The sequence below is a fragment of the Methylomonas albis genome (assembly GCF_014850955.1).
Lineage (GTDB): Bacteria > Pseudomonadota > Gammaproteobacteria > Methylococcales > Methylomonadaceae > Methylomonas > Methylomonas albis.
In genome coordinates this window covers 2950262-2974070 of sequence record NZ_JACXSS010000001.1, presented here as the reverse complement: position 1 = coordinate 2974070, position 23809 = coordinate 2950262, and the positions used below count along the sequence as shown (strand labels likewise).

16 protein-coding genes and 1 pseudogene are annotated in these 23809 nt (G+C 51.7%); 8 read left to right on the top strand and 9 right to left on the bottom strand.

Features of this window, described 5'->3' with window-relative positions; all coding sequences use genetic code 11:
- Window positions 1-384 precede the first annotated feature (384 nt).
- The 3 genes from EBA_RS13710 to EBA_RS13700 all read left to right on the top strand — a co-directional run bounded on the left by EBA_RS13710 (window position 385) and on the right by EBA_RS13700 (window position 5157).
- Window positions 385-1872: an HAD-IB family phosphatase gene (locus EBA_RS13710; protein ID WP_192375226.1), complete on the top strand. Its 1488-nt coding sequence runs from the start codon at window positions 385-387 to the stop codon at window positions 1870-1872.
- Between the two features lie 733 nt (window positions 1873-2605).
- The gene (gene clcA / locus EBA_RS13705; RefSeq protein ID WP_192375225.1) at window positions 2606-3934 is read left to right on the top strand and encodes a H(+)/Cl(-) exchange transporter ClcA; all 1329 of its coding nucleotides are present in this window, start codon (window positions 2606-2608) and stop codon (window positions 3932-3934) included.
- A gap of 59 nt (window positions 3935-3993) precedes the next feature.
- Complete coding sequence (locus tag EBA_RS13700; protein WP_192375224.1) at window positions 3994-5157, top strand: cation:proton antiporter; 1164 nt, start codon at window positions 3994-3996, stop codon at window positions 5155-5157.
- 34 nt (window positions 5158-5191) lie between these two features.
- Here the strand turns inward: EBA_RS13700 and EBA_RS13695 are convergent, their stop codons facing one another.
- The 8 genes and pseudogenes from EBA_RS13695 to EBA_RS13660 all read right to left on the bottom strand — a co-directional run.
- Window positions 5192-6514, bottom strand: a complete 1323-nt coding sequence (locus EBA_RS13695) for a glycoside hydrolase family 5 protein (RefSeq protein ID WP_192375223.1) — start codon at window positions 6512-6514, stop codon at window positions 5192-5194.
- A gap of 189 nt (window positions 6515-6703) precedes the next feature.
- Window positions 6704-8659, bottom strand: coding sequence for an alpha-amylase family glycosyl hydrolase (locus tag EBA_RS13690; RefSeq protein ID WP_192375222.1), 1956 nt, complete (start codon window positions 8657-8659; stop codon window positions 6704-6706).
- Between the two features lie 166 nt (window positions 8660-8825).
- Entirely contained in the window at window positions 8826-9680 is an 855-nt protein-coding gene (locus EBA_RS13685) for an HAD-IIB family hydrolase (protein WP_192375221.1), read from the bottom strand.
- A 15-nt stretch (window positions 9681-9695) separates the two neighbouring features.
- Window positions 9696-11834 (bottom strand): HAD family hydrolase, encoded by a 2139-nt coding sequence (locus EBA_RS13680; protein WP_192375220.1) that lies wholly within the window; start codon window positions 11832-11834, stop codon window positions 9696-9698.
- A 73-nt stretch (window positions 11835-11907) separates the two neighbouring features.
- Window positions 11908-13110 (bottom strand): cation:proton antiporter, encoded by a 1203-nt coding sequence (locus EBA_RS13675; protein ID WP_192375219.1) that lies wholly within the window; start codon window positions 13108-13110, stop codon window positions 11908-11910.
- Window positions 13111-13126: 16 nt separating this feature from the next.
- Window positions 13127-14509 (bottom strand): OpgC family protein, encoded by a 1383-nt coding sequence (locus EBA_RS13670; RefSeq protein WP_192375218.1) that lies wholly within the window; start codon window positions 14507-14509, stop codon window positions 13127-13129.
- Between the two features lie 59 nt (window positions 14510-14568).
- Window positions 14569-15435, bottom strand: coding sequence for a universal stress protein (locus EBA_RS13665; protein ID WP_192375217.1), 867 nt, complete (start codon window positions 15433-15435; stop codon window positions 14569-14571).
- Window positions 15435-16274, bottom strand: a pseudogene (locus EBA_RS13660) (SulP family inorganic anion transporter); the annotation flags it as partial. The pseudogene EBA_RS13660 and the gene EBA_RS13665, both read right to left, overlap by 1 nt.
- Before the next feature lie 59 nt (window positions 16275-16333).
- Here EBA_RS13660 and EBA_RS13655 point away from each other — a divergent pair.
- The 5 genes from EBA_RS13655 to EBA_RS13635 all read left to right on the top strand — a co-directional run bounded on the left by EBA_RS13655 (window position 16334) and on the right by EBA_RS13635 (window position 23197).
- Entirely contained in the window at window positions 16334-16744 is a 411-nt protein-coding gene (locus EBA_RS13655) for a sensor histidine kinase (RefSeq protein WP_192375216.1), read from the top strand.
- 460 nt (window positions 16745-17204) lie between these two features.
- Complete coding sequence (locus tag EBA_RS13650) at window positions 17205-17507, top strand: biotin/lipoyl-binding protein (protein WP_192375215.1); 303 nt, start codon at window positions 17205-17207, stop codon at window positions 17505-17507.
- 130 nt (window positions 17508-17637) lie between these two features.
- Entirely contained in the window at window positions 17638-18588 is a 951-nt protein-coding gene (locus EBA_RS13645) for an efflux RND transporter periplasmic adaptor subunit (protein WP_225616278.1), read from the top strand.
- A gap of 19 nt (window positions 18589-18607) precedes the next feature.
- Complete coding sequence (locus EBA_RS13640; RefSeq protein ID WP_192377288.1) at window positions 18608-21760, top strand: efflux RND transporter permease subunit; 3153 nt, start codon at window positions 18608-18610, stop codon at window positions 21758-21760.
- 6 nt (window positions 21761-21766) lie between these two features.
- On the top strand, window positions 21767-23197 hold the full coding sequence (locus EBA_RS13635) for an efflux transporter outer membrane subunit (RefSeq protein WP_192375213.1): 1431 nt from the start codon (window positions 21767-21769) through the stop codon (window positions 23195-23197).
- Between the two features lie 39 nt (window positions 23198-23236).
- Here the strand turns inward: EBA_RS13635 and EBA_RS13630 are convergent, their stop codons facing one another.
- Window positions 23237-23809: a chorismate--pyruvate lyase family protein gene (locus EBA_RS13630; RefSeq protein ID WP_192375212.1), complete on the bottom strand. Its 573-nt coding sequence runs from the start codon at window positions 23807-23809 to the stop codon at window positions 23237-23239.

Here is a 23809-nt window from a genome sequence, read left to right as displayed (position 1 = left end):
ATTTCTGTCACTTAGCTTGCCCACTTACTTACTGAGTTGGCGCCAACCAAATAGACAACACATCTATTACGCGCTTGCCCAAGTTCCTTCTGTTCCCGTAGCAATACTGACAAAGCAATATAGAATCCGAAACTACAATGTTTTCAAAAAATCACATGAGACGGCTTATCCACTGGGTGTGCCTCGCCTCGCTATTGTCGCTGGCATCCTGTTGCGGTCAACACGATGCAGTCCCTATCGATCAATCTTCATCGACGACAGCATAGAGCCCGACAAATTTGTGCCAGTGTCTGGAATATCACCTTGGCTGCAGGGACAAGCTGAGTAGGGATTGTCAAAAACCGTGGTGTCAACTGCGGGGCCGCAAATGACCAGGAATAACGTATGAAATTGAAATATCGTCACCGAGTGGTCAAGAGAAAGAAATCCAGTCCAATCAATCATCCCCGCGAGGTGAACGCTTGCACGACCGTGGTCATACCGGCTTTGAACGAAGCCAAACGTATTCAGGAAGTGGTGGCATACGCGTTGGCCGATCCGGCAACGGCCGAAGTGATTGTTGTCGACGATAGCTCCATAGACAACACAGCGATTTTGGCGCAACAGGCCGGCGCCCAGGTGCTGACTAGCAGTATGCTTGGCAAAGGTGCCTCCATGCGCGACGGTGTGGCGGCAGCCAGCCATGATCTGATCGTTTACCTGGATGGTGATCTGAGCAATTTGCGCCCCCGCATTGTCACCAGCCTTTGTTTGCCGCTGCTGAATAAGCGGGCGGACTTTGTCAAAGCCCGCTTCGGACGTGGTGGTGGCCGGGTGACGGAACTCACCGCCAAACCGATGCTAAAGGTCTTTTTTCCCGAACTAGCGTATCTATCCCAACCGCTGGGGGGCATCATCGCTGCGCGCAAATGCCTGCTGCAAACGCTAAGTTTCGAAGATGGTTATGGCGTGGATGCAGGGTTATTGCTTGATGCTCATTTAGCCGGTGCCCACCTGGCAGAAGTCGATATCGGCTCGTTAGAACATGATAGCCAGCCGCTGCAAGACTTATCGCTGATGGCCAATGAGGTCAGTCGTGTCATTTTCAACCGCGCCAAACTTGCCGGGCGGCTGCACGTGGAGCAGGTGATAGCTATGTACGAAAGCCAACGCCAAGTCGCGGCTAGCATTGACTATGTTCTGACCCAGCGCAAGGGGCGGCGTGCCCTGGTTTTGCTGGACATGGACGGCACCATAACGCCCTCGCGATTTGCGCTGGAGTTGGCACGCAATACCGGAAATGAAACGGCACTGATGCAATTGCTGGATACGCCCCACGATGATGCCATAAGCCGTAGCGAGCAGATAGCCGAGTTGTTCCGGTTTGTTCACAAGCAGCAATTCGAATATGTGGCACGGACACTGGAAATTCGCCCAGGCGTCATCGAATTCGTCAAGCAGGCAAGGCGAGCCGGTTTCATGGTCGGGGTAGTCAGTGACAGCTACTTCGTTGCCGCCGATATCATGAGGCGTCGCATATTTGCCGATTTCGCCTTGGCTCATACCTTGACCTTCGATGGTGACGTCTGCAATGGGCAACTTCAAATCAATCCGACTTTCTTGCCTGACGAAAGTGATGCAGTGACTTCCATTTGTAAAAGCAATGTTTTGCGTTGCTTCTTGACTGATAAAACACTGCCCCCTGTCGAACTGATCTGGGCGGTCGGCGATAACCTAAATGACCTGGAAATGTTGCGGCGAGCGGACAATGCCTTCGTCATTGACCCGAAGTCGCCCAAACTACTTGAGGAGCCTGGCATCACGCTAATCGATGAATTTAAGGAATTAGTAGAGTTGTTGATTTATGAAGCGTCGGAAAGTATCGAATCTTAATGGCAACCGAGTTCAGTCATTGTAAATGGCATACCTAGTATCGAGACTACTCGGGCAGTCCAAACATCCCCAAAGCCTTTGGCGTTTATATGAACACCATCCGTTATGTTGATGTGCTTTTTCTTATCAGCTTGTTAAACATCTCAGGTTGCGAGCAACTCGATCCCGAGCAGGTAGCTCGATCAAAGCGGCTTGCTGAAATTACCAAGCAGAAAGGGCTGCTTTGTACTAAGTCCCGTCTGTATACAATCAGCTCTGAAAATTTAACCCGAAGTATCCGCGGACACGATTTTGAAACGGATCCTAATAGAATGTCTTGCTCGGACATGTATTATCACAATCAGGATCGAGTGGCTCGACACCCTAATACTCTCAAATAGGCGACTAAATATCCGCTTGCGATGTTGGTCCGCCCCCTGGCTAAACCATTGGCTATACGCTGTCGAAGACAATAGTCTCAGCAATACAAATGATTAGGATAGGTGATGTTTTATAGCAATATGTGCATACAAACATTGTTTGCTTCAACATTGAGTCATCACTAGAATGCTAATGGCCTGATAGATTTCTGATGCTCCTCAATGTAACTAAACAAGCCAGGACTATCTAAAACAGTAGCCGCCACTTCAGTTCATCTGCTAAGTCCGAGGCCGAATTAACGGCTAGAGGGAATTGCTTTATGTGTCGTGCACCCTATAAACGTAAACTCCCTACCTAGCGCCGGAGAAAGTTGTTGAAATGTGACTTATCAGAAAGCCAACCCGTGTCAGCAGTGGAGCTTAACCGGCAGCGGAACCGTTTAATCCCCCAAGCAATCGTGCTCGGCTTATTGACCGGCGGAACCTCGCTAGCATTTCATTTTGCGATGAATAGCGCCGAAGCATTTCGACACAAATTTTTAGACTTATCCCATCAGAATAGCCACCTTGGCGTGGGCATGATTCTGGGATTCGCGCTAGTATCGGTCATTGTCTCAGCTGGATTAGTCAGGCAATTTGCCCCCGAATCAAGTGGTAGCGGCATCCCTCATATTAAGGGTGTACTGCTCGGGCACCGACACTTCCGCTGGTTGAGGGTACTCATTACCAAGTTTTTCAGCATGGTGATTGGCAGCATTGGCGGCCTGGTGGTTGGCCGCGCTGGCCCCTGTGTGCACATGGGCAGTTCGATAGGGCAAGGGCTAGCCGATAGTTGGCCTAAAGATGGTAAGCACTATCATACAATTTTAATCGCTGCCGGCGGTGGTGCGGGCCTCACGGCAGCATTTAATGCCCCACTTTCCGGCGTAACATTTGTACTGGAAGAACTTGAAAGGCGCTGTTCGTCGCTCGAATTCATTACCGCCGCCATTGCCTGCCTCACCGCGGACATGGTGTGCCGCGTAGCGCTTGGGCAACAACCGGTCTTCCATTTCACCCATGTCGCTGCTGCGCCGCTTAACCAGCTCATTGCATTTGTGCCTTTGGGCTTGTTATCAGCTCTATTGGGTAGTTTGTTTACCCATACCTTACTGTGGGGACAGCGCTTGATCACTCTGCAGGCTTGGCCAAAATTGCTCTGGTGGCTACTATTGGCTAGCGGGTTGACTACCACAGCTTGGTATGCCCCACAGTTATTGGGCGGTGGGCATGATTTCGTGAACAATATTCTCGTCGGTCAAGAACTTACATTGCAGACCATCGGCTTGTTCTTTATCAGTCGATTCGTGCTGACGATTGGCAGTTCCTGCTCGGGGGCGGCCGGGGGAATTTTTATGCCGATCCTGGTATTGGGCGCACTGTTGGGTTGGGGCGTCGGCGTGGCCACACAATTGTTTTTTCCCGAATTAAACGTAGATCCCAGATTATTTGCCGTTGTCGGAATGGCGGCGTATTTTAGCGGGGTGGTGCAAGCACCACTAACGGGTATCGTGTTAATCATCGAGATGACCGGCGATTACGCCTTGATTTTGCCGCTATTCATCGCCTGTTTTACTGCATTACTAATCGCGAATTGGTTGGGATGTCCGCCCGTTTATGCAGCGTTGTTAGATAAGGATTTGCAAAAAGAACGGGTTCAGTAAATGGTGCATTGAAAACGCTCCATATTCACATTGCCAACTCAAACCATCAGGAGACAGTTATGGAATCTTACCGAATAGCGTTATTTGTCATCGCCTTGGTGGCGGCTTTCGCGCCCTTGCTGGCCAGATTACCGACTCGCTTCCGTATGCCGGTGGTGGTAGTGGAAATGCTTTTGGGAATGCTGATTGGCCCGCATATTTTCAATTGGGTAGCCCCAGACGGTTTAGTGGGCATGTTGGGCGAGCTAGGCCTGACGTTTTTGCTGTTTATGGTTGGCATGGAAATCAATCTCGGCGAAATTCACGGCAAACCCTTAACACTGGCCATTGGCGGCTGGTTTCTGTCGTTTACAGTCGCCATGGCGTGCATGTTTTTTGTGCGTGCCATCGGCCTGATTCAGGCTCCACCCTTATTGGCTGCCGTGGCATTGTCGACCACTGCTCTTGGAATATTGGCCCCAATCCTGCGTGACGACGGCATGTTGAATACGGACTTTGGCAAGCTGCTTCTCTCTGCCGCGGCGATGGGAGAATTCGGCCCGCTGATGGTGGTTTCCTTAATGATCATCCCAACCCATAGTACTTTTTTGCATACTGTGTTCATCGTTGCCTTCGTAGGGATTACTTTTGTGATTGCGGATACGGCTATCAACGCGCGATCTTCTTCTATCATCAATCTCCTGTCCCAAACCATGCAAAGTAGTGGCCAATTGCCGGTGAGAATCTGCATTGCGCTCCAAGCTTTATTAGTGGTTTTGGCCGGCGAATTCGGATTGAATGTGGTGATCGGCGCATTCGCGGCCGGCATGGTGGTCAGTCTTGCCAGCCAAGGTGACAATGGTGTGATTCTGCGTCAGAAGTTGGATGCCATCGGCTATGGCTTCTTAATTCCTATTTTTTTCATCGTTTCCGGTATGAAATTTGATGTCAGTGCGCTTTGGGCAAATCCATTGGTGCCCATTCAGATTATCTGTTTATTGGGGCTGCTGATTTTGATTCGCGGCGTACCGGTACTGCTTTACCACAAGGTGCTTTCACCCTCTGATCGACTACCTTTTGCCCTTTATTCCGCCACCGGCCTACCCATGATTGTCGTCATTACCGAGCTGGGGGCTTCGTCCGGCCTGATGTCGCCGGATCGCGCCGCAGTTCTGGTCAGTGCTGCGATGATTTCCGTTCTGCTGTTTCCCATCCTTGCCGAAAGGATAAGAGCGCAATCGTAACGTTGTCTGCGAATGCAATCCGTTACAGTAAACGTTAATTAACCACGCCAACAACGTCTTGTTCCGCTTGGTTTTCGGAGATGGCATTAACCGTGCGCCTGGGCCGCTTCAGATTTCGGCCTAAGGTTGCTTTTTGCATGGCGTCGATGACTGTGGGATTGGGCGAAAAATAGTCCGGCGTATTCCATTGACTCCACTTGTGCTTGATCGTGTTGAAATCATCCGTAGCAATATTGGCAACATTGCTATTCTGCTCTGCGGTGTTGTACATGCCCCAATTATTGCGGCCTAACACCTTATAAGACCAGGTGGTCCAGTGGCTGCCCGACTCCGTAAATTGCTGAAGGCCGTAATTCCAGGATTCGGCATTGCCGAACAATGTGAACTCCCCTATAAAATGCGGTACGTTATATTCAGTACCCCATTTTTTCGCGTCCTGAATCCACCCGTCCACGGCATTCTTCATCACCATGAAGTCTTCATTGTTTTGCCATTGGTAATAGTGCAGAGAATAGACGACGTTCTCCCAGTTTTTTTCTTGAGGATTCGGCAGGGTATTCCACCACCAGATGGCTTCCATAATGATGATATGGTCGGGATCAATCGCCCGGATAGCGTGATACAGGCGATCGTATAGATTGACCACCTCGGACCCCATCCCGCCGGGAAAGGTCTCCGAGGGTTCATTTAGCAGGTCATAACCGGCTACACCGGCGTTGTCTTTAAAACGCATGGCAAGGGTTTCCCAAAATTCCACCAGTTGATTCTGATAGAGCGGGGTGGAATAAAGTAGCGTGCCGTTTTGCCGACCAGAATGATGTGCTCCGTTTTGTGAACCCGGCGCGCCATGCAGATCCAGGATGGTGTAAAGCCCGTATTCCCGAGCTTTGTTGACGGTCCATTCAATCCTGGATAAATCAATGGCACCTGTATCGTCCAGTCGCCAGTTGCCCCCGTCATCCATATGGTTAAGCGCGTATATGGGTAAGCGGATACAGTTGAGACCGGCGGCGGCGATGTTCTTGAAATCGGTTTCCGTGATCCATGAATCCCAGTAAGCGTGGTAGAGCTCCCAGACGGCATCCTTACCAAAACGCTTGTTAAGAATATTTCGTGCGTCCCATTCATTTGACGCACCGGCTAATGGCGACATCCACGGTTCATGCCCCCGCCAGCCGCCCAGATTGGTGCCGTAAAGATGAACCTCCTTGCCCATACCATGATTGTCTTTGATAGTCGCGCCATCCACTTTCAGAAAATCTGCAGCGGAACGACCTACAGGCGACCATAGCAGCAGCGTGCAGAGTAAGACAGAAATTTTCGGTAAGAGTGGGAGAAAAACAAGGTTCAGTTTCATAATCATCACTATAGCTTGGTGGGCTCCGTCCCTTGGGTTTTAACATCGAACAAGCGTCCGTTTATTCTCGAGCTAACGGTCAAAGCGTGGGCAACATAATCCGCATCATTCGCGATGTAACTCCAGATTTTACAGGCTATTCAGTCAATATACGCGGTCATGGTCAGTCAATGCCGGGTGATCTAATGATTATATTTCTGTCAACCAATAGAACTGATAACCCTGCAACACGATCCGCCTATCATATTGCGCCGGCTTGCCGCCGCTGTACAAATCGACGAATTGCCCAAAAGGATCGATGCCCCGACTCCTGAGCAGATATAAATCAAGGTATTGCGGGTTGGCGTCGAAATTGGCGACGACCAAAACGCGTTCCGATGGCCGGTCGTGATTGAAACGAATGAAGCACAGCAAATGCGGGTTATCGACCTCGACCAGTTCCCGGTTGTTGAAATCGGCGAACGCCGAGGTTTCCTTGCGGATTGCTATCATTTTTTTCATGGCATTAAACAAGCTATATTCAGTGGTGCCCAGTTTTTTTCGCAATTCCGCTCGGTCCCAGTTGATCTTGGGGCGATGTATCCAACGGTTGTCGTCGCTTTTGCCGGGGTCGTCGCGGTAGCCATAATCGTTAACGACGCTGAGCGCATCGCCGTTGTAAAGTAAGGGAATACCGCCAAAAGACAATATCAGGCTATGCAATAACAGAATCTTTTTGATCGCGGTATCGATCAAGCCCTGGTCATTCATTTCCTGACCCGCCTCCAGTCCCGCCAGGGACGCCAGCGAGCCACTGATACGGGCATCTCCGGTGGTTTCGTTACGCATGAACACCATCCCTCTGGCTGGCGACGCCTCGAACTGGCCGCTGAAATAATTGACTAGAAACTGCCGGTGCGCATAGGGATCGTATCCTGCGGCCAGGATGTCGTTGTCGTCAAAGCCAAAGCCTATATCATCGTGGCAGCGCACATAATTCAGCCAAGTGGCTCGTTCCAGTTTCGCCGGCAGGTTTTTGACGCCTTGATAAAGCAATTTGGTATTTTGCGTGGCTATGGCATCCCATAGTAAGGCCATCAAGGTAGCGTTGTAGGCGATTTCGCATTCCTTGGCGATGATCGCGTCCTCGCCGAAATATTTGATGACTTCGAGCGGCGTGACGATGGCTTCGGCGATGAATAGCACGCCCGGCGCGGTGACCTGACAGCAATCCTTCATCAGTTGCAGAATCAGATGGGCATTGCGTTCGTTCTGGCAGGAAGAACCGATTTTCTTCCACAGGAAGGCGACGGCATCCAGTCGCAGGATGTCCACCCCCTGATTCGCCCAGAACAGGATGATATCCAGCATTTCAATAAACACATCCGGATTGCTGTAATTCAAATCCCACTGATACTGCTGGAACACAGTCATCACCCATTTCTGCATCTTCTCATTCCAGGTAAAGTTGCCAGGGGCTGATTCCGGGAAGATTTGCGGCATGGTCTGCTCGAACATATCGGGAATTTCCCGATTGTCGAAAACAAAATAGTAATCTTGGTAACGCTTATCGCCCTCGACCGCCTTGGCGGCCCAGTCGTGTTCGTCGGAGGTATGATTCATGACGATGTCCAGCACCAGCAGGATATCGCGTTTCCTGAATTCCTCAGCCACCCATCGCAGATCATTCAAATCGCCCAACCTGTCGTCGATTTGCCGAAAATCGCTGACTGCATAGCCGCCGTCACTCTTGCCGGTCGGACACATCAGAATCGGCATGATATGCACCAAATTGATGCCAAGTTCCTGAAAGTACGAGATCTTGGTGGCCAGATCAGCCAGATTGTCCGCGAAACCATTGGTATACAGGGCCATGCCCACCCATTTCTGCGACAGAAACCAGTTGTGATCCTGTTCGCGTTCGATGTCGACCCGTTCCAACTCGGCGGATCGATCGATATAGCCCTTGGCCATGGTTTCCACCAGTCGCAGCATTTGCGGCTTGAAATCCTCGCGGTGACCATATAAGTTGAAAAACAGCGAATAAATCGCATAAAAATTAGCACCCAGCCGGGTGTAGAAGTGCCGAAGATCCTGGCGCCGAATCTCCGGCTTCAGATCATCCAGAATGGCGTTCAAGAGCGAGTGGGAAACTTGTTCGTACATGACCGTAACCTGTTCGAGTTAATGTGGCAACATGGCGTAACGAATGCGAAACTGGGATGGGCATTGGCGCCCATTGCGAGCTTAGTAGCCCCGCAGCAATTGTTGCATCATGCCGTTGTCTGCAAGACGCTTGAACTGTACGGTGCAGAAAACGGCCATACTGCGATCAATCTTCATGGGCCTCCATCATCCAGTACCGGGTTTCCGGAAGATAATGAGCGATGCCTTCGAGTATACCCGCACTGTAATTGCCGTTCATACCCAAAAAGCCGCCTCGCGCCAGATAAAAAGCCGCCTGGTTACTATTTTGCCTAATCAAGACTTGTGCCTGTTCGACAACAGCACGGTCGGCATTGGCGACCAGCACCGACGGTATCCGGCTGACAATCACCGGCAGATCGTTACCACTGTCGCCGGCAAATACTGTATTGCCGATATCGAAGCCCTGATGCTGCATCAAAAACTCGGCGGCATGCAACTTGGTGGCTCTGGCCGGTAACACATCCAGCAAACCGGTGTCGGTAGTCTCATCCACGCTGTAAATCAGACTTGCTGGCAGGCATTGCGCCTGTAGTCGGCTAGCCATTTCCTGGCGCAATACCTCAGTATCACACTGCACCGACAGATAATAACTAAGTTTGAAACGGTTTTGCTTTGCTTCTTCCTGCAAACGCAAGTTCGGTAAATCGTCGAATAAAGGCCGCAAATCCTCGGCCATCAGGCCGCGCCAGTCGGTGGCGATATCGTCTTCCCAAGTCGCCCAATGCTGCCATTCTGCTGCACCCGCTCGATAGATCGTGGTGCCGACGTCGCCGATCACCCAATCTGGTGCCGGCAAATCGTACTCGTGTATGGCTTCCGCGACCAGTTCGCGGTGCCTGCCGCTGACATAAGCCAACGTCACCTCGGGGCGCGCAACCAAACGCCGGAAAATATCGCGCGCACCCGGTGACTCAGGCTGGCGGCCGTTGGGTAGCAGAGTGCGGTCCAGGTCGGTACAAATTAGGATACGCGTCAGCATGACTCCGACGCTTTGTCAGAGATTGAAGAAATCATAGTGGTCGATGGCCTCAAGTATGCCCCAGGCATTTGACCGCTCGGCGAAATAGACTTGCTCCACCTCGGCTAAATTCGCCAGTTCCTCGCGATGGCGGTTGGCGACCACCACGCCCAGCGTATTGCCTGCCACCATGTCGCAATCGCCGCCGGAGCCGCCCGTCGCCAGGATGCGTTCCAAGGGAATATTCCATTGCCGGGCAACATATCGCAATGCCTGTCCTTTCGAGGCTCGCGCCGGTACGATGTCCAGAAAATGCCCAAATGACAGAGTGGGATTCACCGACAATTCCTTTTGACGCAACAAGGTCAGAATCTCGTCCATCGGCGGTGCACGTTCGCTGTCGTAATAATAAGAAATCTTGAAGCGACTTTGTTCTTGCTTGGGTTGCGGTGTCAAACCGGGCAGGCCACTGAGAACACGGCGCAGCACCTGTGGGGTCCACAGATGATCGATATGATAGCTCCAGGCAATATCGGCAATCAGTTGCGACGTGAAATAGACTTCGGTGCCCAGGCTGGTGATCAAAATATCCGGCTTTGGAATCCGCTTTTGCTTCAAAATCGCCAAAACTGCATCCAGCCGGCGTCCGGTAGCGATACCGAACAGACACTTTCGCCGCTTCTCTCTGATCAAGTTGACGAATTTTGCCAATCCCTCGTCATCCCCTAAGAGCGTGTTGTCCATCGCCGTAAAAATCGCTTGCCGCCGCAGCCGGCCCACTTTTCCGACCGGCGGCGTTTTCGGCAGACGTTCGAAATGTTGCAACAGCGGCTGCAGTTTTTGTAGATAGGCTTGGGTATGCGCCTCCCAGGAATAATAGCGGGCGACATTCCGCAGTCCGTTGGCGGACAGTGTCCGCCAGTGCTCCGGATTTTCTAGTATGCTCAGTAAGGCCTCCACAATCGCGGTTTTGTCCAGCGGGTCCACTAACAACCCGTTACGGCAGTTGCCGATGATGTCGACCGGGCCACCGTTTTCGGTGGCCACCAGCGGCAGGCCGCTGGCGGCCGCTTCCAGCAGCGTCAGTCCAAACGGTTCGGTGAGGGCGGGATTGATAAAAATCCCCTTGGCTGCCGCCGCCAGACGATAAATCTCCGCGACCTCGTCCGCACTGTGGTGCTTGGGTAACGCAACCCGGCCGTACAGATCATAACAATCCATCACCAGCAACAATTCGGTCAACACGCCTTGCGCTCCGTCGTTCATTTCCCGGATGTCGTCGCGGTTGCCGGCGACGATCACCAGGTTGGCGATAGCCTGCAAACGCGGCGATTCGCCGTAGGCTTCCAATAAGGTGACAATGTTTTTGCGTTCGTCGGGTCGCGACAAGGCCAAAATCATCGGCTTATTCGGGTCATACAAGAATTTATTAAGTGATATGGCAAACGTGGAAGCAGCCGTCTTGGCGCTGGGCGGGTAAAATTGCTCCAGATCTGTGCCGGGCGGAATGACCGCCATCTTCTCCGGGGTGTAGTAATCGTAAAGTTCGTATTGGTCTTCGATTTCGTTGCGGGTACTGGTGATGATCAACTCGGCATTGCTCAGCGTATCTTCTTCCGCATCGATGCGCCGGGAAATGTGATAACGCTGCTCGATTTCCTCCATTGCCAGGCCCAGCGCCAACAACCTACGGCACTTGTCCCGCCCCAAGGAATGGCCAGTATGAATCAAGGGCAAACCTGTCAAATGCGCCAGCCGCACCCCCACATAGCCGGCGTCGGCATAATGGCTGTGCAACACATCCGGCCAGCGTGGCTGAAGATGCAGCCAACTCAAAAGATTGTCCGCGAAGCTGTCCAGATGATCCCAAAGCTCTTCCTTGCGGATGTAGCCTTCCGGACCGGCATCGATACGCACGATCTGCGCGTTTTCCGCCAATGCTTCGACGGCTTCGGCGTAATCGTCGCTGACGTCGCTGTCGACGATGCGTCGGGTAACCAAATCCACACGTTCGACCAGGGGCTGCTTTGCCAAAGCTTTGGCCAGCTCCACCACATATTTGGTCTGCCCGCCGGTATCGGCGTCGCGGCCCAATTCTAAATCACGCCCACGTATCAGCCCGTGTATGCTGATCAAGACGATGTGCAGGCGTCCGGTATCTCCGTGTTCTAGCATGGTTCGCTCCGTGGACGACGTTGGTTTGCCGCGTCGACCTAGGTTAATACCGCTAAGAAATAGAGCAATCGACTTATTTCACGTAGCGGTAAAAACCTTTTAATAACATGGGCGCAAACAGGGTGGTCATGGCTATGACAATAATCAGCGCCGCGTAAACTTCGTTGACCATAATACCTGATGTGCGGCCGAGTTCGGCAAAAATCAGGCCGACTTCGCCGCGTGGAACCATGGCAATACCGATAGCCAGGCGCTCAGTCCAAGGTCCGCGCAGCACTAAGGCACCCAGCATTTTACCGAGTATAGCCACAGCCAACAGGCTGGCGGAAAACCACCAAATGAACGGCGAGGCCCAATCGATTTCACGCAGATTCAGCGAAAGCCCGACCATCACGAAAAATATCGGCACGAATAATTGGATGATAGGCCGCATCTGAGCTTCGATACGTCCGGTAAAATCCGGGTCTTCATGCAAAGCCATAGCAAAAGGCAGAAAAAAGCGCCGTGACAGCGCTAGTCCCGCGGCAAACCCGCCCAACAATTCCGGGGCGCCCATTTCGTGGGCTAACCAGGCGAAAAACAGCACAAGAGAGACAATCAGCGTGGGGATGAGTCCGTCGGTCTGGCTGATTTTGGCAAATTGCCGGATCAGCAAGGAAATAGCTTTAGCAAACAACGGCGCCAAAACAAAGAACATGGCGATAAAGCCGATGACTTGCAGGGCATTGGCTGTGTTGATTTGTCCGACCTGCGAAAAATCGTACAGTACGGCCAGCAGCACGACGCCGAGTATGTCGTCAATCACCGCCGCGCCCAATACCACCTGTGCTTCCCGGCTGTGCTGACGTTTTAAATCGGTAAGCACGCGGACCGTAATACCGATACTGGTGGCAGTCAGCGTACCGCCGATGAATAGCGATTCCAGCAAGTTAAGATCAAACAGCCAATGGCTGAGACTGAAACCAAACACAAACGGCCACAAAAAACCGCTGACCGCGACAAACAAGGCTTGCCAACCGGATTTTGCTAGTTGGCGTATGTCGGTATCCAGCCCGACTTCAAACAACAGCAAAATGATGCCGATTTCCGCCAATAATTTGATGACCTGACTTGGTTCCATCCAACCCAGCAAACTGGGGCCAAGAATAACACCGGCCAACAGTTCGCCTACGACTGGTGGGCTTTTAAGCCGCGCGAACAATTCACCGAACAGCCGAGCCGTCAACAGAATGACCATCAGCTGCAAGAAAAACTGATGGACGGTTTGGGCTTCCATAAGTCGACAATACTTGTTAAATCTGTTGCTGGCTGTCGATTACTTTATCGGTCTCGGTATCGGGTGATATCGCTTCGACCGATTGAAGTGGTTCGGCATTGGGCACCTGCATGACGAGGTCAGACGAGATGTCGCCTGTGACGGGTCGTTGACTTATACACAACGCCGGAAGCGTCGCCAGCCCGATCAGCAATGGAAGGGGGATGGCTTGACTACCCCAACGATAATGACCGACAAAGTGATCCGAATCATGGCTGTAGTCGTATGCTGCTGAACGACTTACGGGTGAATGCTTCCAAGGTTTAGCATCCAACCAGACCATGACTTGACCGGCTAACAACATCAGGCCCAAGCCGCTCAAATTAACCAAAGCCACTTCCAGCCACGCATCGCGCCCTAAGCGATCCAGCCAGATGCCGGCCGCATATGAAAGCACCATGGAGCAGAGAAAAATGGGTAACGATTGTTGCCCCATCGTGACAATAGCGCGAGGCCATGCACCCATTAGCCATTGTGGGCGCCAGTTGCACAGCTGATGCATCAGATAAGCCAGCGCCAGTAGATGCAGCCAGCGCAATAAACCCAAATGGCTTTTGTCGAGCCAGGGTTCCAGTTTTGCGCGAAGTTCGGCCCAGAACAGGACGTGGCTATAAGTGGGCTCATGTCCCAATGGGATTGACACCAATACCAAGCCAATGCAGATTGCCGTCAACCAGCGTCTTGCGTTGATCCGCAACCAGCCGGCACCAACGGCATAACCGGTGAAAAACATCCATTGCCAATTGAATGGGTTGAAATACCAGGGGCGACCACTAACCGGGTCCGAGGTCAACTCCCAGCCGTAGTAAAAGCTTGCCCAATACAATCCTGCCGAACTACCTAAGGCCAGCGCGACATGCACACGCGATAAGGCCCAAAATATCGGTAGCCAGACCATCATCACCAGATACATCGGCAGAATGTCAAAATACTTGGGCACATAAGTCAAGGTGAACAAGTCGTAGAGCGCTTGCTGGGTTGCGTCGAAAAAATAGGCGATATTCAGTCGTTGAATATCGTCCATTTCCGGCACCCAGCGATTACCGATCACGCAAACTAGGGCCAGCAGCACGAATGAAGCCAAATGTGCGCTGTAAATTTGCACGCAGCGATGCAGGATGCGGACGAAGCCCAGCCACAGTCCTGAACGTTCGAAGCAACGACCATAGGCCAGCGCCGAAGCAAAGCCCGATAAGAACACGAACACTTCGGCGGCGTCGCTGAGGCCAAACCGTGAAGGGGTATACCAAAACCAGGGGTTATCCGGCATGTGGTTGATAAAAATCACCATCAGCGCTACACCTCTAAAAAAATCCAGCTGAATACTCCTGGTTTGTAGTAACGGGTCTAGCAAGCTCATAACGCCTCTATAGTGCGATAAAAACGATTAAGTTAATGCAGTATTTCAATGAAATTTTTCTATCGTAGCAACAACAGTGGCTTGCGACTATGCGTTAACATCTTTACGGTAACGCTGCCCAGTAGCCAGTCGTGAATACGGGTATGCCTGAACGTACCCATCTCGGTCAGATCAATGCCGTGCTGGTCTTGATAATCGCACAGCACCTGTTCAGGTTTGCCGATCAGCCTTTTAGCGATGACCTCGATACCGCCGGCCAGTCGCAGCTTGTTGGCGGCAACATCCAGCAATTGGCCTTTGCCTTCATCCTGGCTGACGCAAACCAGATGGCAGGTCAGACCTTTGTATAGCGGGCTAGCGGCGACCATTTCCAAGGCTTTCTCCGCGGCCTGGCTGCCGTCGTAGGCAAGCATGATGCGCTCGGGGGCTTTGAACTCGGCATTGACCACCAAAATCGGTTTGTGCAGCGAGCGGATGATGGACTCCAGCTTGGCGCCGATTTTATCCGCTTGGTTTTCGTGCACCTTGCCGCGCACGCCGATCACCAGTACCCTCAGTTCATTCTCCAGCTCGATCAGCGATTCGACCAGACTGCCGTGGCGTTGGTTGGTGATCGGGTCGAGAACGCCGGCTTGCATCGCTCGTTCCCGAGCCGCTTGCAGCAGCTGCTTACCTTGTTGCAGCCGCAGTTTGCTGCGTTGCTGTTCCAGTTGCGTCAGTTGGTCCAGCAAACGATCGCGGCTGTCGACGCCGATGTTGCCGGTGATGTCGGTCGAATGGGCGTGCTCCGGATGATGGTCGATGGTGTGCAGCAGTTTCAACGGCGCATCGACTTTTTGCGCGATCCAGGCCGCATAGTCGCAGACGGCGTCGGTTAAGGGTGAGCCGTCGATGCTGGCCAGTACCAGGTTTTGGATAGTATTCATCAATGGCCTCCCATGACTTTCTCAATTTCTTCGGGCCTATCGTGAACGCCGAAGCGGTCCACAATCGTGGCGGTTGCGGCGTTCATGCCGATGACTTCAAGCTCGGCGCCTTCGCGGCGAAATTTGATCACGACTTTATCCAGCGCGCCGACCGAAGTGAGGTCCCAGAAATGTGCGCGGGTCAGGTCGATCACCACGTTCTCCAGCGCCTCCTTGAAATCGAAGCTGGCGACAAACTTATCCGCCGAATTGAAGAACACCTGGCCGACGACCTTATAAATTCGTGTGCCGCCACTTTCATCCAATCCGGATTCGACGTACAGGAAATGACTGATCTTATTGGCGAAAAACAGGGAAGTCAGCAACACACCGACCAACACGCCCAGCGCCAGATTGTGCGTCCACACCACGACCACAACGGTCGCCAGCATAACGATGTTGGTCGATAAGGGATGCGTTTTCAGATTGAGAAGGGAGCGCCAACTAAAGGTGCCGATCGAAACCATGATCATCACGGCCACCAGGGCAGCCATGGGGATTTTGGAAATCCACTGATCCAGAAACACCACCATGATCAATAAAAACGTACCCGCCACCAAGGTGGACAAACGGCCGCGACCGCCGGATTTAACGTTGATCACCGACTGACCGATCATCGCGCAACCGGCCATGCCGCCCAGCAAACCAGCGCCGATGTTAGCCAGTCCCTGGCCTTTGCATTCGCGATTCTTATCGCTGCTGGTGTCGGTCAACTCATCGACGATGGTGGCGGTCATCAACGATTCCAGCAGACCGACCACGGACAACGGCAATGAATACGGCAGAATAATTTTCAGATTCACATAGTGCGCCGGAGTTTCGATTAATAGACCTGACCCGACTGGTGCGCGAATGTTGCATGGATTGGGTGCCAAGAGCATTGGATCGCAAAATTGAATTGGGTTTTGATGCACCGGATACCGTGGTGCAAATCAATGGTGATGATGTTCTGCTGAGGGAGTTGCTGGGCAATCTACTGGACAACGCCATCAGTTATGGCCAATCGGGCGGACACATCAATGTCACCATGAGTTCCGCGCCACATATCAAGCTGATCGTGGAAGACGATGGGGTGGGGATACCTAATAGCGAGCAAGACAAGATCTTCGAACGTTTTTATCGCGTGCCCGGTAGTCCGGGAGACGGCTGTGGACTAGGATTGCCTATCGTCAAAGAAATTGCCGATCTCCATGCGGCGCAAATCAAGATTGACAGCAGATTATCGAACCAACGGGGAACTCGGATCGAAATCGACTTTGTCGGACGTTAAATCCTCTATTCACTTTTACGGCCTTCATTTAACGAAGCGCTGAACAAATCGACCCCGCTCTTGCCCTCACTAGCACAAGTGGCTCTGACAGGCTCTCGGCAGCTGCTCCTGCGTTGCTCTAACTCCTGCATTCTCGCAGTCGATCACGAACGGAATCAAACACTTACCGTTCATTCTGAGATTGTCGAAGGATTTAATCAGCGTTTCCCTAAGCTAAGTGAAAGGTTATTGTAAGGTTGACTCACTAAAATCTTGCTGTCTGTGTACCTTGAGATTCGAGCCCATGTTTTCCTGTCGCCTTCCAAAACGCCGAATTTACCTAATTTATCTCGCCCTCAGCCTCTCGTTAGCGTCCGGTTGTGCGCACTATAAACCGGAAGAACCCATCGATCATTCGTCAACGACCGTTTAAGGCCTGGCAGGCATTAAATCGAGCGTCAATCCAGCCAATCACGGAAAAATGAAAATCAGCAAAATTTTGTTGCTAATGCTTTGTTTGGGCATGGCAGCCTGCAACACCGAAAAGCCGCCGACTCAAGTCGATACCCACGAGGTGATTCATCCCATCGTCAAGGACACCAGCTACAGCAGCGAGTATGTTGCCGAAATTCAGTCGGTACGCTATGTCGAAGTCAGGAGCAGAATCAAAGGGCATATCGAAAAAATTCATGTCGACGAGGGACAAGCGGTCAAAGAAGGGCAACTGTTATTCACCCTGAGTTTCATGGAATTCGAAAACAGGAGCGCCAGCATTTTTCGGTAAAGCTGAAATGGGTCCCATCCGATTTCAGCGCGAAAAATTTGCTGGCAGTTTATGCCTTCGGCGGCCCCGATTCGTCCGCGTCACCTCGTTTCGACCCAACAGGGGGTCGAAACATCGGCTCTCGCATGACTTGACGCCGTGTCGCGATGCCTTGCAGGTTTTCTCCGCTTCGCTGCGAAAACCCGCCCGGCGCTACGGCTATCGGGGACTAAAAATCTTCACTTCGCTTGCGCTCCGTTTCCAAGATTTTCAGCGAGAGCTGCAAAAGGCTAATGCGGCCCATAAAAGCGCTCAAGCCAATTTGAAAGCGGCGGAAGTTGAAGTGATAAATGTCAGTCGACTACTGGAAAAAAACATCGTGGCGGAAGGTGAACTCGCAATCGTTAAAGCCAAGGTCGAGGCACTGAAAGCCAATGTGGACGAAGCGGCGGCCAATAAAGAACAAGTCGCGTTGAACCTTTCCTTTGCGCAAATCAAAGCGCCGTTCAGCGGCTTCGTCAATCGGATTCCCAATAAAGTCGGCAGTTTGATTGCCGACGGCGATATGCTCACCTCGATTTCAGACAATCAGGAAGTATTTGCTTATTTCAATCTATCAGAAATCGATTACCTCAATTATGTTTCGGCAAACGATAAACAGACAGATAGCGTGAGCCTGAAACTGGCCAATCACGTCTTATATCCCCATGCCGGAAAAATCGAAATGATCGAAAGCGAGTTTGATCACAGCACCGGCAACATCGCCTTCAGAGCCCGGTTCGCTAATCCGGAAAGGCTGTTGAAGCATGGCTCCAATGGCAAAATCATCGTCAACAAGCCACTCAAACAGGCTTTGTTTGTGCCGCAGAAATCGACCTTTGAAGTACAGGACAAACTGTATGTGTATGTCGTTAACACGGATGGCGTACTTGAGCAGCGCAATATCGTACCGAAAATGCGCTTTCCTGATTTTTATGTGATCGAATCCGGTTTATCCGAGCATGACAGCATCGTCTATGAAGGCGTGGAAAGCATGAAGGATGGCGACAAGATACACGCAAAGCCCATCGATTTAGCGCAAGCCCTACCATCATCAAATTAAGGGAGCGGGAAGCGTCATGATGACTGCCAAATTCATCCATCGGCCGGTATTGTCGATCGTTATATCCATTTTGATTACCTTGCTAGGGCTGTTGTCGTTATTTCAACTGCCGGTTACTCAGTTTCCCGATATCGCCCCGCCCGAAGTCAATGTCACGACAAAATTCATCGGCGCCAATGCCGAAGCCTGCGTCAAGGCAGTCGTCACTCCGCTTGAGCGGGCCATCAACGGCGTACCGGGCATGGCCTATATGTCGTCGGTTTCCGGTAACGATGGCGTCAGCGTGATCCAGATTATTTTTAAAGCCGGCACCGACCCGGAAGTCGCCTCGGTCAACGTGCAAAACCGCGTGGCATCGGTGTTGGACGAACTGCCCGAAGAAGCGATCAAGTCGGGAGTCATCGTCGAGAAAGTGCAAAACAGCATGCTGCTGTACGTCAACATCCTCAGTAAAGACCCGACCTTGGATGAAAAATTTCTCTACAACTTTACCGACATCAATGTGTTGAGAGAGTTGAAACGCATCGAAGGGGTCGGTTTTGCCGACATTATGGGCTCACGGGAATATGCGATGCGGGTTTGGTTGAAGCCCGATAAGTTGCTGATGTATAACATTTCGCCTACCGAAGTCATTGAAAAACTAAGGGCGCAAAACGTCGAGGCCGCGCCGGGTAAAATCGGCGAAAGTTCGGGGCGAGACGCGCAAGCGTTGCAGTACATCTTGAAATACTCCGGCAAGCACAACACCCAGGAAGCCTATGAAAACATCGTGCTGAGCGGCAAGGAAGATGGTGAACTATTGCGCTTACGGGATGTTGCCGAAGTGGCGTTCGACTCGCAGGACTACGATGTTTTGTCCAAGGAAAACGGCCAACCTTCCGCCGCCATTATGCTGAAACAACGGCCCGGCAGTAATGCCAAGGAAGTCATCGCCAATATCAAAAAAACCATGACAGAAATCAAAGCCAACTCGTTTCCACCCGGCATGGATTACAGTTTGACTTACGACGTTTCCGAGTTTTTGGACGCCTCTATCCATGAAGTGATTAAAACCTTGATCGAGGCCTTTGTCTTGGTGGCCTTGGTGGTGTTTATCTTCCTACAGGACTTTCGCTCCACCCTAATCCCCATTCTGGCGGTACCGGTTTCGTTGGTCGGCACCTTTTTCTTTATGCAACTGATGGGGTTTTCCCTGAACCTGATTACCCTGTTTGCCCTGGTACTGGCTATCGGCATAGTCGTTGATAACGCCATCGTGGTCATTGAAGCTGTGCATGCCAAGATGGAACATTCGCATATCGGACCGATGAAAGCCACCGAACAAGCGATGCGCGAAATCAGCGGTGCAATTATTGCCATCACACTGGTCATGTCGGCGGTGTTTTTGCCGGTGTCATTTATGGACGGACCCAGCGGCATTTTTTACCGGCAATTCTCGCTAACCATGGCTTTCTCGATTGTGTTGTCCGGCATTACCGCGCTGTCATTGACGCCGGCACTTTGCGCCTTGCTGCTTAAAAGCCATCACCACTCCCAGCAAAAAGCCACCCGGTTACAAAAACTGTTTGGCGGATTTAATCACTGGTATGACGGACTGGCCGCCCGCTACAAGACACTGATCGGCGCCATTGCCAATCGCCGACTGATCACGTTTGCCATCTTGCTGGGGTTTTCCCTGGGCGCCGGCTTGATAGGCGCCAATGTGCCGACGGGTTTTATCCCCGAAGAGGATCAAGGCACCATTTACGCCAACATCACCACGCCTTCCGGCGCGACGCTGGAACGCACCGAAAAAGTGGTCGATGACGTGCAGAAAATCGCCGCCTCACTTGAAGTCGTCAACTCAGTATCAAGCTTGGCGGGATTCAGTGTGCTGTCGGACGGCAGTGGCGCGGTGTACGGCATGAATCTGATCAGCTTGAAAAACTGGGGCGAGCGAAGCGTCTCAGATAAGGAAGTCATTGGGGTATTGGAAGAAAAGACCCAGCATATCAAGGATGCCGGTATCGAGTTTTTCACGCCACCGCCGGTGCCGGGCTACGGCAATTCCAGCGGCTTTGAAATGCGCTTGTTGGATAAAACCGGCGGCAGTCTCGAACAATTGCAGAAAGTCGCCGACCTGTTTGTCGAGGAATTGAACAAACGACCGGAAATCGTCAATGCCTTTACTACCTTCAACGCGCGTTTCCCACAGTTTGTGCTGCATATCGACGGCGACAAGGCGGCACAAAAAGGCATCACCGCCGAAAATGCCATGAGCACCTTGCAAACCTTGATCGGCAGCGAATATGCGACCAACTTCATCCGTTTTGGTCAGATGTATAAAGTCATGGTGCAGGCGCTGCCGGAATACCGTGCACAGCCCGATGATCTGATGAAGTTGTATATCAAAAACGATGCCGGCAAGATGGTGCCGTTTTCCGCTTTTCTGCACATCGAAAAAGTCTATGGCCCCGAACAGGTGACGCGCTACAACATGTACACCTCGGCCATGGTCAACGGCCAACCGGCAGCGGGATATAGCAGTGGCCAAGCCATCGACGCCATCAAGGACGTGGCGGCGAAAAAACTGCCCAAAGGATTTGGCTACGATTGGGCCGGCTCGTCTCGGGATCAGGCCAATGCCGGTCATCAGGCCATTTATATTTTTATGATTTGTCTGTTGTTTGTTTATCTTCTGCTAGCAGCCCAATACGAAAGCTTTCTGTTGCCGATGCCGGTGATCTTGTCGTTGCCCATTGGTATATTCGGCGCGCTGTTCATGTTATGGATCATGGGCCTGGAAAACAATATCTACGCACAAATCGCCATGATTATGCTGATTGGTATTCTCGGCAAAAACGCCATTCTGATCATCGAATTTGCTAGCTTGCAACATCGACTCGGCAAGTCGCCGTATGCTGCGGCTATTGAAGGCGCCACCTTAAGGTTACGACCGATTTTAATGACCTCATTAGCCTTTATCGCGGGTCTGATTCCGTTGATGTTTGCCTCGGGCGCTGGAGAAATTGGTAACAATACCATCGGCTCGGCCGCCGCCGGAGGCATGCTATTTGGAACCTTTTTCGGCGTCATCGTGATTCCCGGCTTATATGTGGTATTTGCCGGCAAGGCCGACAATAATCATCTCGGCGGCAGAAAAGATGAAGTCCCATTCACTGAATCCCTGTGATCGCTCATGGAACCTAAAGTTTTTCACCCATTCGTTCTTTTCTTCGTGATCATGGGCTTTAGCGGGTGCGCAAATCTAAATACCGATTTGTCGATCCCGGAAAAGCCGCTTCCGGACAGCTTTAACGATAAACAAGTTAGCACCGCCGTAGCCAGCATTAACTGGCGAGATTATTTTGCCGATCCGCTGTTGCTCAAATTGCTGGATACAGCGGTCGGCAATAACCTCGATCTGCAAATGGCCTTGCAACGCATTGAAACCTCGCGTTCCAGCGTGAAATTGGCAAATGCCGCCATGCTGCCGCAAGTCAGTTTGAATGTGGGCGGCGGTGTGCGTAAGTTTGGGCTTTACACGATGGATGGCGCTGGTAATGCGACAACTGAAATCAGGCCCGGTCAAATCGTTCCGGAAAATTTGCCCGATATGTTTATCGGCTTGCAGTCGTCTTGGGAAGTCGACGTTTGGGGTAAACTGGAAAGCCAGCGTAAAGCGGCTGTTTCAAACTACCTGTCCAGTATTGAAGCCACACATTTTGTGATTTCCAACCTGGTAACCGATGTCGCTATTTACTACAACGAACTATTGGCATTGGATAATGAGCTGGATATTGTCCGGCAGACCATCCAAAAACAACAGGAAGCGCTGGAAATCATTCAGATACAAAAAGAAGCCGGCAGGGCAAATCTGCTGGCGGTTCAACAATTCAATGCGCAACTGCTCGATAGCCAGGTATTGGAAAAAACGCTGCTACAACAAATTAGCGAGCGAGAAAATAACATCAATTTTTTGCTGGGCCGCTATCCACAACCCATCGAGCGGACGAAAACCGAGTTCTTCGATGCGCTACCCAAAGAAGTCCTTGCCGGTATCCCGTCGCAGTTATTGATCAACCGTCCCGATGTGCGTGCTGCGGAACATCAAGTCGAAGCCAGCAAATTCGATTTGCAGGCAGCCAAGGCGGCTTTCTATCCCAACTTCAACATTACCGCCAGCTTAGGGTTTCAGGCGTTCAACCCGGAATTTTTGTTTACCTCGCCCGCCTCGCTAGCATATTCGCTTGCTGGAACCCTGGTGGCGCCTATCATCAACATGAAATCATTGGAAGCCGCATTTAACACCGCCCAGGCCAATCAACTGAGTGCAATGTATAACTATCAGAAAAGCATTCTGAATGCCTATGTTGAGGTCGCTAATCAGCTGTCAAATATCAAAAGCCTGCAACAAATGAGCGCACTCAAAAAGCAACAAAGCGAGGTATTGAAACAATCGGTCGAGGCGGCCAATGAGTTATATAAATCCGCCAGAGCCAGTTATTTGGAAGTTTTGATTGCGCAACAAAGTGCGTTGCAATCGAACCTGCAACTGATCAATGTTACCAAGCAACAGCGACTGGCGACGATTACCCTTTATAAAGCGTTGGGTGGTGGTTGGAAATAAATAGGTAGCGGCTTTGATCGGAATACGCAAATAAACGGTTTAGGTATTGACGTGTGCCGCAAATACCGCAGGTAAAAAAAACTCCGCCACCAGCAACGGTTGCCGATGGATCGCGTAAACCGTTCGACGCCCCCAAATAGCATCATCAACATTAACAGCTGTTTGTAGGGCTGGTGACCAAATGTTTGTATCAGCCCGGCTGAATTGACGCTGGCGGCGTTCCAAATCCGGATAGGCAAAAATCACCTCGCCCAAGGGTCTGGTGCCGAGATGGGATAAATTACGATGGGCGATTTCGATGGTTGGCTCGGGCAGGATGGTGCGGGCCAGCACCAAGGGCTCGCCATCGGCGTGCAACAGTACTTCCCGGATCAATTGGTAGCGGCAGGGCGGCAAGCCTAGTAGCTGGCATTCGTCTATGAATGCCGGTTTCCAGCGGTGAAATAGCACTTTTACGCCGAAGCGGTTGCCGTGTATGCCGCGCAGACGTTTGGTCAGCGAGCCGGTTTCATTGAGCCAGGATTGCAGGTCGTTCGGCAGTTGCCGTTGGCTGCTTTGTTCGTGGCTTTTCCAGATGGGCGGGCGGCTGAATAAGAAACTTTTGTCGGGCAA